This window comes from Aeromicrobium piscarium (genome assembly GCF_007421815.1).
GTDB classification, from domain to species: Bacteria; Actinomycetota; Actinomycetes; order Propionibacteriales; family Nocardioidaceae; genus Aeromicrobium; species Aeromicrobium piscarium.
This window is the reverse complement of the sequence record NZ_VLNT01000003.1, coordinates 45,166-57,525: the sequence shown is the minus strand read 5'-3', so window position 1 is coordinate 57,525 and position 12,360 is coordinate 45,166. Positions and strand designations below refer to the sequence as shown.

At 68.8% G+C, this 12,360-nt stretch carries 13 protein-coding genes; 6 read left to right on the top strand and 7 right to left on the bottom strand.

Annotated elements, in window-relative coordinates:
- Positions 1-15: 15 nt before the first annotated feature.
- Complete coding sequence (gene fabG / locus FNM00_RS05330) at positions 16-768, bottom strand: 3-oxoacyl-ACP reductase FabG (RefSeq protein WP_143912189.1); 753 nt, start codon at positions 766-768, stop codon at positions 16-18.
- A 148-nt stretch (positions 769-916) separates the two neighbouring features.
- Here fabG and FNM00_RS05325 point away from each other — a divergent pair, with 148 nt between their 5' ends.
- Complete coding sequence (locus FNM00_RS05325; protein ID WP_143912187.1) at positions 917-1,759, top strand: PAC2 family protein; 843 nt, start codon at positions 917-919, stop codon at positions 1,757-1,759.
- A 98-nt stretch (positions 1,760-1,857) separates the two neighbouring features.
- Here FNM00_RS05325 and mgtE read toward each other — a convergent pair whose 3' ends face one another.
- Positions 1,858-3,192 carry a magnesium transporter gene (mgtE, locus tag FNM00_RS05320; protein WP_143912185.1) on the bottom strand — a complete coding sequence of 445 codons (1,335 nt, stop codon included), beginning with the start codon at positions 3,190-3,192 and terminating at the stop codon, positions 1,858-1,860.
- Entirely contained in the window at positions 3,189-4,418 is a 1,230-nt protein-coding gene (mshC, locus tag FNM00_RS05315; protein WP_143912184.1) for a cysteine--1-D-myo-inosityl 2-amino-2-deoxy-alpha-D-glucopyranoside ligase, read from the bottom strand. The genes mgtE and mshC overlap by 4 nt, the downstream gene beginning before the upstream one ends.
- A 30-nt stretch (positions 4,419-4,448) precedes the next feature.
- Here mshC and corA point away from each other — a divergent pair, with 30 nt between their 5' ends.
- Entirely contained in the window at positions 4,449-5,417 is a 969-nt protein-coding gene (corA, locus tag FNM00_RS05310) for a magnesium/cobalt transporter CorA (protein ID WP_143912182.1), read from the top strand.
- On the opposite strand, the gene bluB is transcribed toward corA, so the two are convergent.
- Both bluB and FNM00_RS05300 read right to left on the bottom strand, forming a co-directional pair.
- Positions 5,395-6,069: a 5,6-dimethylbenzimidazole synthase gene (gene bluB / locus FNM00_RS05305; RefSeq protein WP_143912180.1), complete on the bottom strand. Its 675-nt coding sequence runs from the start codon at positions 6,067-6,069 to the stop codon at positions 5,395-5,397. The genes corA and bluB overlap by 23 nt on opposite strands.
- A gap of 3 nt (positions 6,070-6,072) precedes the next feature.
- Positions 6,073-6,909, bottom strand: coding sequence for an undecaprenyl-diphosphate phosphatase (locus FNM00_RS05300; RefSeq protein WP_143912179.1), 837 nt, complete (start codon positions 6,907-6,909; stop codon positions 6,073-6,075).
- A 48-nt stretch (positions 6,910-6,957) separates the two neighbouring features.
- Here FNM00_RS05300 and FNM00_RS05295 point away from each other — a divergent pair, with 48 nt between their 5' ends.
- Together FNM00_RS05295 and FNM00_RS05290 are read left to right on the top strand one after the other, a co-directional pair.
- Positions 6,958-7,899, top strand: a complete 942-nt coding sequence (locus FNM00_RS05295; RefSeq protein ID WP_143912177.1) for an aldo/keto reductase — start codon at positions 6,958-6,960, stop codon at positions 7,897-7,899.
- Between the two features lie 8 nt (positions 7,900-7,907).
- The gene (locus FNM00_RS05290) at positions 7,908-8,093 is read left to right on the top strand and encodes a DUF5703 family protein (protein WP_143912176.1); all 186 of its coding nucleotides are present in this window, start codon (positions 7,908-7,910) and stop codon (positions 8,091-8,093) included.
- 176 nt (positions 8,094-8,269) lie between these two features.
- On the opposite strand, the gene FNM00_RS05285 is transcribed toward FNM00_RS05290, so the two are convergent.
- Together FNM00_RS05285 and FNM00_RS05280 are read right to left on the bottom strand one after the other, a co-directional pair.
- On the bottom strand, positions 8,270-9,562 hold the full coding sequence (locus tag FNM00_RS05285) for a M20/M25/M40 family metallo-hydrolase (RefSeq protein ID WP_143912174.1): 1,293 nt from the start codon (positions 9,560-9,562) through the stop codon (positions 8,270-8,272).
- A gap of 19 nt (positions 9,563-9,581) precedes the next feature.
- Positions 9,582-9,962, bottom strand: coding sequence for an SRPBCC family protein (locus FNM00_RS05280; protein ID WP_143912172.1), 381 nt, complete (start codon positions 9,960-9,962; stop codon positions 9,582-9,584).
- 18 nt (positions 9,963-9,980) lie between these two features.
- Between FNM00_RS05280 and FNM00_RS05275 the strand changes: the two genes are divergently transcribed.
- Positions 9,981-10,859, top strand: a complete 879-nt coding sequence (locus tag FNM00_RS05275) for an AAA family ATPase (protein ID WP_221933607.1) — start codon at positions 9,981-9,983, stop codon at positions 10,857-10,859.
- A complete protein-coding gene (locus tag FNM00_RS05270; RefSeq protein WP_143912170.1) occupies positions 10,856-12,229 on the top strand; it encodes a vWA domain-containing protein in 1,374 nt (457 codons plus the stop codon). Before FNM00_RS05275 ends, FNM00_RS05270 begins: the two co-directional genes overlap by 4 nt.
- The last annotated feature ends 131 nt before the right edge of the window (positions 12,230-12,360 follow it).

The window sequence follows — 12,360 nt, the reverse complement described above, 5'->3', positions numbered from 1 at the left end:
CGGGTCGCCTCCGGCTCACAGCAGTCTCTCGGGGCCGCCGGCAAGATAGATGACCTGTCCTGAGACGAAGCCGGCGCCGTCACTGACCAGGAAGGAGGCCAGATGTCCGGCATCCTCCGGTTGCCCGATCCTTCGCACCGGGATGTTCGCGATTCCGATCTCCTGGAGCTGTTCGAAGTCCATGCCCATCCGCGCCGCCGTCGCCCGGGTCATATCGGTCTCGATGAAGCCCGGGGCGATGGCATTCGCCGTCACCCCGAAGGGACCGAGCTCGATCGCCAGGGTCTTGGTGAATCCCTGGATTCCGGCCTTGGCGGCCGAATAGTTGACCTGTCCTCGGTTGCCCAGCGCGGCGACGCTCGACACGTTCACGATGCGTCCATGTCGCTGCTCCACCATGAAGCGCTGGGTCTCCTTGACGAGGTGGAAGGCACCCGTCAGATGGGTGGCCATCACGTCCTCCCAGTCCTCGGTGCTCATCTTGAAGAGCAGGTTGTCTCGGATGGTTCCCGCGTTGTTGACCACGACGGTGGGCGCCCCGAGCTCATCAGCCACCTGCGAGACGGCCTCGGCGACCCGTGCGGCATCGCGGACGTCGACCACGAGCGGCAAGGCGACGCCGCCGTGTCCTTCGATCGTCCTCGCCGTGCCGGCGGCATCGAGCAGGTCGAAGAGCGCCACGGCCATGCCGTCGGCAGCGAGTCGCTCGGCCACGCCTGCCCCGATCCCCCGTGCCGCTCCCGTCACGATCGCTACGCGCCCAGACATCTCGCTACCTTCCGTCGGCCTATGGTGACGTCATCCTGACTGATAATTGATAGTGATGTCAATATTGACTTTTTCCCCGGTCCGCTGGCCGGGCTCACCCAAGTGCGTCGTGCGTGAGTATGCGGCGCGCACGGCCTAGGCTGAGTTCGTGACTGCGAATCCGAGCGAGACATTGCGCGATCCGTGGCTCGTGGCCGCCTTCGAGGGGTGGAACGATGCCGCGGATGCGTCCAGCGACGTCATCTCCCATCTCGTCGATGAGTGGGATGCCGAGGTCTACGCCGAGTTCGACGGTGACGACTACTACGACTTCCAGGAGACCCGCCCGATCATTAGGGGCGCGGACGACGCCCGGCGCATCGACTGGCCGACGCCGACCGTGTATCTGGCCCGTCCCCCGCACGGTGACCGCGATGTGCTCCTGTTGCGGGCTCCCGAGCCGCATCTGCGCTGGCGCGCGTTCACTCGGGCGATCCTGGAGCTGGCGACGATGTCCGGAGTCCGGGACATCGTCTGCCTCGGAGCGCTGCTGGCCGACACTCCGCACACCAGGACGGTGCCGTTGACGGGGTCGTCGACCTCTCCCGTCATCGCCGAGAAGCTCGCTGTCGCGTCGTCCGCCTACAGCGGTCCGGTCGGCATCACCGGGGTCGTCGCGCACGAGGCGGCCGTCGGCGGCTTCGGGTCGACATCGCTCTGGGCGGCGGTGCCGCACTATCTGGCCGAGCCGCCGTGTCCCAAAGCCACCTTCGCGCTGCTCGGTGCCCTGGAGGACACCCTCGGAACCCCGCTCCCCGCGGGCGAGCTCGGCGAGCTCGCGGCGGCGTGGCAGCGCGGGGCCGATGAGATCGCCCAGCAGGACATCGAGATCGCCGAGTACGTGCAGTCCCTCGAGGAGGAGCACGATGCCGGCAACACGCCCGAGTCCTCCGGCGATGCGATCGCACGGGAGTTCGAGCGCTATCTGCGACGCCGCGACCTCGGCTCCTGACGCCTCCGGCGCAGTCTTTGGCCAGTTGTGGCCCGTTTCACGGTGTCGAAATGGGCCACAACTGGCCAAAAGTTGGAGGGGTCGACGGAGCGCCCCGCTCAGATGCCGAGCACTGCCGAGGCGATGAGGAAGTAGACCACCAGCCCGGAGGCATCGCAGAAGGTCGAGATGAAGGGCGTCGAGAACACCGCCGGGTCGGCATGCAACGTCCGGGCGACGAGCGGCATGCAGCCGCCGACGGCCGCCGCGATCGTGCAGACGGACAGCAGCGTGAGCCCGATGACCAAGCCGAGATCGAATCCGTAGACCGCCCCCGCCAGCACGAAGCCCAAGGTGCCCAGCAGACTCCCCATGAGGACGCCCACGGCGGACTCACGAAGGAAGATCCGCCGCACATCGCGGGTGCGCACGTCCCCGAGGGCAAGCGCGCGGGTGACCGTCGTCGCCGCCTGGGCGCCGGTGTTGCCGGCGGTGCCGGTCAACAGCGGGATGAAGAGGGCGAGCGTGACCACCTGTTCGAGCTGGCCCTCGAACAGCTCGAGCACCTGGACGGTCAGGATCGCCGAGATGGCGAGGACGAGCAGCCAGACGACCCGCGAACGCGCGAGCCGGACGACCGAGGTCGCCAGATACGGCCTCGCCAGTGGCTCCGTCGCGCCGCTGCGCGCGGCATCGGTGTCCGCCTCCTCGGCGAGGATCTCGCGGGCGGCCTCCAGGGTCAGCACTCCGACGACCCGATCCTCCTCGTCGACGACAGCGGTCACCGCCGCGCCGGAGTCCACCACCTGCACAGCCGCGTGCTCGGCATCGTCGTGCACATGCAGCGCCACACCGCGCCGCTGCAGCTCGGCGACTGGCGCATCGAGATCCGAGCGGAGCAGCGCCCCGAGGTCGACCATGCCCAGAAGGATGCGCTCAGGACTGCACAGCGGCAGCTCCGCGAGGGAGTCGGTGGGGATCGGCGTGGCCCGGATGCGGCGCAACGACTCGCGCACGGTGTCCGTGGGATGCAGCAACACCAACTCGGGCGACATGCGCCGACCGAGAGATCGCGGCGGATATCCCAGCACGACACCGGTCAGCTGCTGCTCGGGGCCGGAGAGTCCCCGCATCAGCCTGGAGGCGACGGCGGCCGGCACCTCGTCCAGCACCTCCACGCGCTCCTCGGGATCGAGCTCCTCGAAGAGCCCGCGTACCTCGTCATCGCGCAGCTCGCCGATAAGCTCGGCCTGCAGCTCCGGATCGAGCGCCTCGAAGACCGCCATCGCGGCGTCCTTGTCCAGGAGACGGAACACCACGGCGCGGTAGCCGGCCGGCAGGCGCTCCACGATCGAGAGCGACTGGGCGATACCGATGCCGTCGAGGGCGTGTGAGATCGCCGCGAGGTCCCCGGCGTCCACGAGCTCGGAGAGCTGCTCCGGGGTCGGCGTCATCGGCGCAGGTCCACGCCCAGCAAGGCGTCGATCGCCAGCGCGACGTCGGCGGGTGCCTCGGGGTCGTCACCGTCTCCCGCGGCCCAGGCATCGACGGCGGCAAGGGCCCGGGGCGCGTTCAGATCGTCGGCCAGCGCCTCACGCAGCTCGGCGATCACCGCGGCGGCCGGCAGGGCCGTGGCACGCTCGGTGGCGGCCCGCCAGGTCTTGAGGCGCCCGATCGCGGCGTCGATCTGCTCACCGGTCCACTCCCAGTCGCCGCGATAGTGGTGCGCGAGGAGAGCCAGGCGGATCGCCGCGGGCTCGTGACCATCGGCCCGGAGCCGCGAGACCAGCACCAGATTGCCCTTGGACTTCGACATCTTCTCGCCCTCGAAGCCGACCATGCCCCCGTGCACGTAGTACCGCGCGAACGGGGCTCCGGTGGCCACGGCGGCCTCGGCCGCGCTCATCTCGTGGTGCGGGAAGACCAGGTCCGAGCCGCCGCCCTGCACATCGAACGTGCGACCGAGACGCTCCAGGGCGATGGCGGCGCATTCGATGTGCCATCCCGGCCGGCCGTCGCCGAACGGGCTCGGCCACGACGGCTCGCCTGCACGCGCCGCCTGCCAGACGAGACAATCGAGGGGATCGCGCTTGCCCGGACGATCGGGGTCGCCCCCGCGCTCGCCGAACAGCCGTCGCATCGTCGTCTCGTCAAAGTTGCCCACCGAGCCGAAGGCGTCGTCGGCATGCACGTCGAAGTACAGATCGCGGTCGACCTCGTAGACGGCCCCGGCCTCACGTAATGCCGCCACCATCTCGATGACCGACGGGATGGCCTCCACGGCACCCACGTAGTCATCGGGGGCGATCACCCGCAGCGCCTCCATATCCTCGCGGAACAGCTGAGTCTCCCGCTCAGCGAGCTCCTGCCAGTCCATGCCCGTCGCGGTCGCGCGTTCCAGCAGCGGATCGTCGACATCGGTCACGTTCTGGGTGTAGGCCACTTCCAGGCCGCGATCCCGCCACACACGCTGCAGCAGGTCGAAGGCCAGATACGTGTTGGCGTGACCGAGATGCGTGGCGTCATAGGGCGTGATGCCGCAGACGTAGAGCCGGGCCCGCTCCGGAGGGTCGATCTGCTGAAGCACTCCACTCGCCGAGTCGTGGACGTGGGCCGCGGGACCGTACCCGTAGCTACGTTCGGCGAGCGACGGGACAGCGGGAGACGGCCAACTCTGCATGGGTCGAGCGTATCCGGGCACAATGAGCGAGTGATCATCGACTGCGCGATCTACCGTGACGGCGCGCGGGCGCGCACCGCCGATCCGGGCGAGGGCCCCCAAGGCCTGGGTTTCGCCGTCGAATCCCTCGGAGACGACGAGTTCCTGTGGATCGGCGTCGACGACCCGGGACCCGAGGAGATCGAGGATGTGGGGCGTGCGCTGAGCCTGCATCCGCTGGTCGTCGAGGACATCCTCGAACCGCACCAGCGCCCCAAGATCGACCGGTACCACGACTATCTTCTGGTCTCGCTGCGCGGTGTCAGCTACGCGGATGACGAGGTGGAGACCCACGAGGTCGACGTCTGCGTCAGCGCGCGCTTCGTCCTGACGGTCCGGCACGGCGGCCCGACCCTGGCGCAGGCTCGCGCCGAGCTCGAGGCGGACCCCGAACGGCTGCGTCACGGCCCGGTCTCGGTACTGCACGCCGTGCTCGACCGCATCGTCGACGGATACGACGATGTGGCCGTCGAGCTCGAGACCGATGTGGAGGAGATCGAGGTGTCGGTGTTCTCCGAGGAGCGCACCCGCGATTCCAACCGCATCTACCGGCTCAAGCGCGAGTCCCTGGAGTACCGCCGCGCGGTGCTGCCCCTGCGCGAACCCCTCGCCCGTCTGGTCGACGCGGTGACGCCTCGGGAGGCGGGCCCGTACTTCCGCGACGTGTCAGGCCATCTGCAGCGCGCCGTCGACGCCATCGAAGCCGTCGACAGCCTGCTGGACAACGCGCTCTCGGCACATCTCGCCCAGCTCTCGATCCAACAGAACGACGACATGCGCAAGCTCACCGCCGGTGCGACGCTCTTCGCGATACCCACCGCGATCGCCGGCATATACGGGATGAACTTCCACGACATGCCCGAGTTGCGCTGGCCCTTCGGCTACCCGCTCGTCCTGGTGATCATGGCTATCGGCTGTGGCTACGCCTATCTGCGGTTCAAGCGCTCGGGGTGGCTGTAGGCGCCCCTCCGCCGGGCCAGCCGTTCTCGGCGAGTAGCTCCTCCAACGGCTGCGCCGTCGTCCATCCGGTCTCCTCGAGCATCGGCCGTGCGTAGAACTCGTCCACCGGGCCGAGGCAGAGCACGGCGATCGGCTCGGCGCCCGGCGGGAATCCCAGCAGCATCCCCAGACGCTCGGGGTCGAACAGCGAGACCCATCCCATGCCGAGGCCCTCGGTCCGCGCGGCGAGCCACAGGTTCTGGATGGCGCACGATGCCGAGGCCAGATCCATGTGCGGCATGGTGCGGCGTCCGAAGACGTGGCGCTCACGGTCCTCCGTGAGCGCCACCACCAACAGCTCGGCACACTCGGCGATGCCCTCGACCTTCAGTCGGGAGAACTCCGCGCCACGATCGCCCAGCGCCTCGGCGGTCAGCTCGGTCTCGTCGCGGACCAGATCGCCGATCGCGGCGCGCAGGCCCGGATCGGTGATGCGACAGAAGCGCCAGGGCTGCATCAGCCCGACGCTCGGCGCCCGGTGCGCGGCCGCGAGCAGGCGCTGCAATGTCGCCCGGTCCACCTCTCCCCCGGCGAAATGGCGCATGTCCCGGCGCTCGGCGATCACCCGGTACACGGCGGCGCGATCCGCGTCCGGGTAACGGTGCTCGCTCACGGGTCAGACTGCCAGGTACGAAGCGGACAGCACGCCGGCGGCCAGCAGTCCCATCACCGCGAGGCCGAGCACGATCCGGTAGACCACGAACGGCGCGTACGAACGCGTGCTCACATAGCGCAGAAGCCAGTGGATGACGGCGAGACCGACCACGAAGGACACCACGGTGCCCACGATCGTCGGGCCGGTGCCGTAGGCGTTCTCGGCTCCCGGGATGTCCTTGAGCTTGTAGACGCCCGCTCCGACGACGGCGGGGATGGCGAGCAGGAAGGCGTAGCGCGTGGCGGCCCGGCGTTCGTAGCCGAGGAAGAGCCCCATCGAGATGGTGGCGCCGGAGCGGGACACGCCCGGCACGAGAGCCGCGGCCTGAGCCGCGCCGAGCATCACCGCGTGTCGCATCGTCATCTGCTCGATGGCCCGGTTCTTGCGTCCGACCTTCTCGGAGATGCCGAGCACCACGCCGAGCACCACGAGGGTCGTCGCGATGATCCATAGACTGCGGAACTCACGGTCGATGAGGTCCTCGAGCAGCAGCCCGAGGATCACGATCGGCAGGGAGCCGATGATGATGAACCAGCCCATCTGCCATTCGGGTGCGCGACGTGCCTCGGCTGAGAAGACACCGCGCACCCAGCCCGACCCGATGGTCCAGATATCGCGCCAGAAGTAGAGCACGACCGCCAGCTCGGTGCCGATCTGGATCACCGCCGTGTACGCGGCACCCGGATCACCCCATCCGAAGAGCTGCGGGAAGATCGCCAGATGCGCGCTACTGGAGATCGGGAGGAACTCGGTGAGCCCCTGGATGAGACCCAGGACGACTGATCGCAGCAAATCCACCGTGCGAGCCTACACGCGGCTCCAGGCCCGACTGGCTACCCTGCTGGCATGTTGATGCGGCGGCTGGGTGGCTCCGGACTGGAAGTCTCGCGCCTGGGTCTGGGCACGATGACGTGGGGCACGATCGTCGACGATTACGTCGCCGAGGACCTCCTCGCTGCCTTCCTCGACGGCGGCGGAACGCTCGTGGACACGGCACCGATCTACGGCGAGGGCCGTACCGAGGAGCTGCTGGGCCGGCTCCTCGCCAAGTCCGGTGCGCGGGACCAGGTGGTGCTCGCCGGCAAGGCCGGTTTGTCCCATCGCGACGGGACGGTGGTGCGCGACTCGTCACGCCGGACCCTGCTCGCCCAGCTCGATCAGTCGTTGCGCGATCTCGGCACCGATCATCTCGACCTGTGGCAGATCCATCGCTTCGACGAGACGACGCCGATCGACGAGGCGATGGCGACACTGGACGACGCGGTGCGGTCAGGACGAGTGCGCTACGCGGGTATCAGCAACTACTCGGGGTGGCAGACCTCGCTCGCCTATGCCCGCTTCGAGCGTCTGGGCGGTGGTGTCCCGCTCGTCGGCGCCCAGGTGGAGTACTCCTTGCTGAATCGCGGCGCCGAGGCCGATGTGATCGCGGCGGCGGACTATCTGGGCATGAGCGTCCTCGCCTGGTCTCCACTGGGCCGCGGCGTGCTCACGGGCAAGTACCGCGGTGGCATCCCGGGAGATTCCCGAGCCGCCGATGCCCACTGGGAGCCGTTCGTCTCGGCCTATCTGTCGGGCCCGAAGACGCGCATCGTCGATGCCGTCGCCAAGGCGTCTGAGGGCCTCGGGGTGCCGATGACGCACACCGCGCTGGCGTGGGCACGCGACCGGCCCGGGGTCGGGGCACTTCTGGTGGGGGCGCGTACGGTGGCCCAGTTGGAGGAATCACTGGGATCGGAGAGCCTCACACTGCCGGCACAGATCGCCGACGCCTTGTCCGATGTCTCATGAGGAGCACCATGGTTGAGTACGAGTTCTGGAACATGTCGATCTCGCGCACCCAGTCGCGGCAGGCGGTGTGCCGGATGTTGACCGATGCCGCCGAGTTCCAGGGATGGGAGCTCGACCGGCTCCGTCGCGACCGCAGCGGCGAGCGCACCGTGCGCCTCCGTCGCAAGATCATCCGCATGCGCCCCACCTTCTGACCCACTCCCCCTTCCCCACCCCAGAGCGGTGACCTACGCACGTCTCAGCTGCCGGAGCGGTGGCGTACGCACCTCTCGACCACGGCGAGAGGTGCGTCATTCACCGTCCATCGGAACGAGGGGTGCGTAGCTCATCGCCCAACGCCAGGGTGTGGGCTCACCGCCAGGGGTCAGGGTCAGGCGAGGTCGAGGAAGGTGTCGAAGACGCGGGAGCCGAACTCGAGCGCATCGAGCGGAACCCGCTCATCGACGCCGTGGAACAGCGCCGTGAAGTCCAGATCGGCTGGCAGCCGTAGCGGCGTGAAGCCGTAGGAGGTGATGCCGAGCTTGTCGAAGGCCTTGGCATCGGTGCCGCCGGACATCAGGAACGGTGCGATGTGGGCTTCCGGATCGTGCCGGTGCAGGGACACCGACATCGCATCGACCAGGTCGCCCTCGAAGGCGTACTCCAAGGCTCGGTCGAAGGTGTGCGAGTCCACACTCACCTTGTCCCCCACGATCTCCTGCACCGCCGGCATGAAGGTCTCGGCGTGGCCCGGCAGGTAGCGGCCATCCACGAAGGCGACGGCCTCGCCCGGCACCACATTGTGCTTGTACCCGGCCTGGAGCATGGTCGGATTCGTCGTGTTACGCAGCCCCGCGCCGATCATCCGCACGGCCGGACCGAAGTGACCCAGCAGCTCGGCGGGCGAGCCCACCGCCCCGGTGAGCTCCCGCACCTTGTCCAACAGCAGGCGCATCGAGGGACCAGGCTCCTCGGGCCACACGTGATCGCCAAGGGCCGCGAGACCACGCGCCAGATGTGCGACGGGATTGTCGTCATTGCGCATCGAACCGTGTCCGGCGGTGCCGCTCGCCGTCAACCGCATCCACGCGATGCCCTTCTCCCCGGACTCCACGAGGTACAGACGCTGGCCACCGACCTCGGTCGAGAACCCCCCGACCTCCCCGATCGCCTCGGTGCACCCCTCGAACCACTCGGGATGGTGAGCGACGAGCCAGTGAGCGCCCTTGCGGCCACCGGCCTCCTCGTCGGCGGTGAAGACGAGGAGGATCGGACGATCGGGGATCGCGCCGGCTCGCTGCCGTGCCCGCACCACCGACAGCAGCATCGCGTCGAAGTCCTTCATGTCGACCGCGCCACGTCCGTACAGGTAGCCGTCGACGATCTCGGCGGCGAACGGGTCGACACTCCAGTCAGCGGCCTCCGCCGGCACGACGTCCAGATGTCCGTGGATCACCAGTCCCGGGCGGGACGAGTCCTGGTTGCCCCACCGGGCGACGAGAGTGGCCCGGCCCGGCTCGGACTCATAGATCTGGGACTCGATGCCGGCCTCGGCGAGCGATGCGGCGACGTATTCGGCGGCCGCCCGCTCCCCCGGTCCCGAATCGTCTCCGAAGTTGGAGGTGTCCATGCGGATCAGGTCACGGCAGATGTCGACGGTCTCGGCGTCAGGCAGGTACCCCATGTCCCGATCGTACGGGGCATCAGCCGACGAGGCGGCGTACCAGATGTCGCACCATCCACCGCGACGGCCCACGCAGAAGCACCCCCGGCATTCCGGGCACACCGAGCTCCTCGCGCCAGACGACACGGCTGCCCTCGCCGTCGGGCGCCACCTCGATCACGGCCCATCCCCGCACGACCCGGCCACGCTTGATCAGTTCGACGCGGCGTCCGGGCTCCCACCGGGCGATCACCATCGGATCATCGAAGGCGAGCGGACCAAGACCCGTCCGCGCCGTGAATCCCTCGGGCGTGCGCCGGATCCGGGTGAACGGGACCGAGTGGTCTTCCCACCGCGTCAACCGGTCGAAGGCCCGCTCGGGACGGTGAGGACTCGACAGCGCGTACTCGACGTAGACCATGGGTACTAGATTGACGCCATGACACGCAGCATGCCCTTCGAGTCGGTCCAGGACGTCAAGGAGCGCCTCGCGGGCGCGGGGTATCTGGCCTCCGATGCCATCGCCACCACCGTCTTCCTCGCCAGCGAACTGGGCAAGCCGCTCCTGGTCGAGGGGCCCGCTGGAGTCGGCAAGACCGAGCTGTCCCGAGCGGTGGCGACTGCCTGCGGCGCGGATCTCGTCCGACTGCAGTGCTACGAGGGCGTCGACGAGGCCCGTGCGCTCTATGAGTGGAACCATGCCAAGCAGCTCCTGCGGATCAGCTCCGGCAGTGGGAACGAGACCTGGGACGACGCCCGCGACGACATCTTCAGCGAGGAGTTCCTGCTGCCGCGGCCGCTGCTCACCGCGATCCGCAACGACGGGCCCACCGTGCTCTTGATCGATGAGACGGACAAGGCCGATGTCGAGATCGAGGGCCTCCTCCTCGAGGTCCTCGGCGACTTCCAGGTGACCGTGCCGGAGCTCGGCACCGTCACCGCGATCCAGCGTCCCTTCGTCGTCCTGACCTCGAATGCCACGCGCGAACTCAGCGAGGCACTGCGCCGACGTTGCCTCTTCCTGCACATCGAGTTCCCCGAACCGGAGCTGGAGCGCGAGATCGTCTCTCTCAAGGTTCCCGGGCTGGATGCGGCGCTCGCCGACTCCGTGGTGCGGGTCGTGGGTGCGCTGCGGGCGAGCGGACTGCGCAAGGCGCCGTCGGTCTCGGAGACCCTCGACTGGGCACGGACCCTCGTCGCGCTGGGCGCCCACTCCCTCGACGACGCGGTCATCTCCGAGACCCTGGGCGTCGTGGTGAAGCACCAGGACGATATCGACAAGGCGCGGACGGCGCTCACCCTCAGCGAGACCTCGTGACCGACGTCGCCGAACGCCTGGTCTCCTTCGTCGAGGCGCTGAGGCTCAAGGGCATCAACGCCGGACCCAGCGAGACCATCGACGCCGCGCAGGTCGCGACGGTCCTCGGCTTCGACGACCGCGAGATCCTTCGCGAGGGCCTGGCCGCAGCGCTCGTGCGCCGGGACGGTCAACGCGATGTCTTCGACATGACCTTCGATCTGTTCTTTCCCGCCGGCATCGGGGCCCCGGAGGCCGCCCGCGACGAGCTCGCGGCCGATACCGTGGAGCAACTGCGCGACCTGCTCGCGATGGCGCTCGCCGACGACGATCCGCGGGCGCTGGACCAGCTCGCCGAGGTGGCGGTCGACCTGCTCGGCGAGGTCGGCCGCCCTGACACGTCGACACATGGATGGTCGGCCTATCAGACATTGGAGCGCTTGCGGCCGCAGACTCTCGTCGCCGCGGCCGTCGGATTCCGCGGCAACGGTGGCGGGGGCGGCAACGGCAGCAACGGACCGGTGACCGAGCGACTGCATCGCGACGAGGTGCGACGCGCCGTCGGCCGTTTCCGCGAGGCGGTCTCGTCGGAGGCGCGCCGGCGTACCGCCGAGGTTCGGGGGCGTGAGGTGGTCTCCCGGCACGCTGTGGCCCCCAGCAAGGATCGCGTCGAGTTCCTGAGCGCCAACGCCCATCAGCTGGCGCAGATGCGCCGCACCGTCCAACCGCTCGCCCGACGACTCGCGACACGCCTCTCGGCCCGCCGGCGCCGACGCCGTCGTGGGCAGATCGACATCCGCCGGACGCTCCGCGCCGCGATGAGCACCGGTGGCGTCCCGGTCAAGCCGGTCTACGCCGCACCGCGTCCGTCACGTCCCGAGCTCGTGCTGCTGTGCGATGTGTCGGGATCGGTCGCGGGCTTCTCCGACTTCACGATGCTGCTGGTCAAGGCCTTGAGCGACCAGTTCAGCAAGGTGCGGGTGTTCGCCTTCGTCAACGCCATGGCCGAGGTGACCGAGCTGGTCCGCGAGAACGATGGCGATCTCAGCGCGCGCATCCTGGCGGAGGCTCGGGTGACCAAGTGGCACACCAGCAGCGACTACGGCGAGGCGTTCGCCGATTTCATGGTCGAGGTCGACCGGGTCGTGGGACCGCGGACGGCCGTGCTGATCCTCGGCGACGCCCGCAACAACAACCAGCGACCCCGTCTCGATGCCCTGCACCGGATCGCGGAGCGGTCACGCCGGACCTTCTGGCTCAATCCCGAGCACGGATCACGCTGGGGGCTCGGCGACTCCGAGGCTCTCACCTACAGCGAGGTCGTGCCGATGTACGAGTGCTGCACGATCGAGCAGCTGAGCACCGTGGTGGGGCGTCTGCTGCCGGTGTAGAAATGTGATGTGTAGCCGGGCGGTGGCGCTCCCGCGCGGGAGGTGACTTACGCACCTCTCGGCGCGGTTGAGAGGTGCGTAAGTCACCGCTGCGGCAGCGGAGACGCGCCCACGGAAGATGCGCTTCCATG

Excerpts from the sequence above, each read along its gene's own strand:
- mgtE (WP_143912185.1), bottom strand. The coding sequence starts at position 3,192 with ATGACGCCGACCCCGGAGCAGCTCTCCGAGCTCGTGGACGCCGGGGAC.
- FNM00_RS05275 (WP_221933607.1), top strand. The coding sequence starts at position 9,981 with ATGACACGCAGCATGCCCTTCGAGTCGGTCCAGGACGTCAAGGAGCGC.
- FNM00_RS05295 (WP_143912177.1), top strand. The coding sequence starts at position 6,958 with ATGTTGATGCGGCGGCTGGGTGGCTCCGGACTGGAAGTCTCGCGCCTG.
- FNM00_RS05280 (WP_143912172.1), bottom strand. The coding sequence starts at position 9,962 with ATGGTCTACGTCGAGTACGCGCTGTCGAGTCCTCACCGTCCCGAGCGG.
- mshC (WP_143912184.1), bottom strand. The coding sequence starts at position 4,418 with ATGCAGAGTTGGCCGTCTCCCGCTGTCCCGTCGCTCGCCGAACGTAGC.
- fabG (WP_143912189.1), bottom strand. The coding sequence starts at position 768 with ATGTCTGGGCGCGTAGCGATCGTGACGGGAGCGGCACGGGGGATCGGG.
- FNM00_RS05290 (WP_143912176.1), top strand. The coding sequence starts at position 7,908 with ATGGTTGAGTACGAGTTCTGGAACATGTCGATCTCGCGCACCCAGTCG.
- FNM00_RS05285 (WP_143912174.1), bottom strand. The coding sequence starts at position 9,562 with ATGGGGTACCTGCCTGACGCCGAGACCGTCGACATCTGCCGTGACCTG.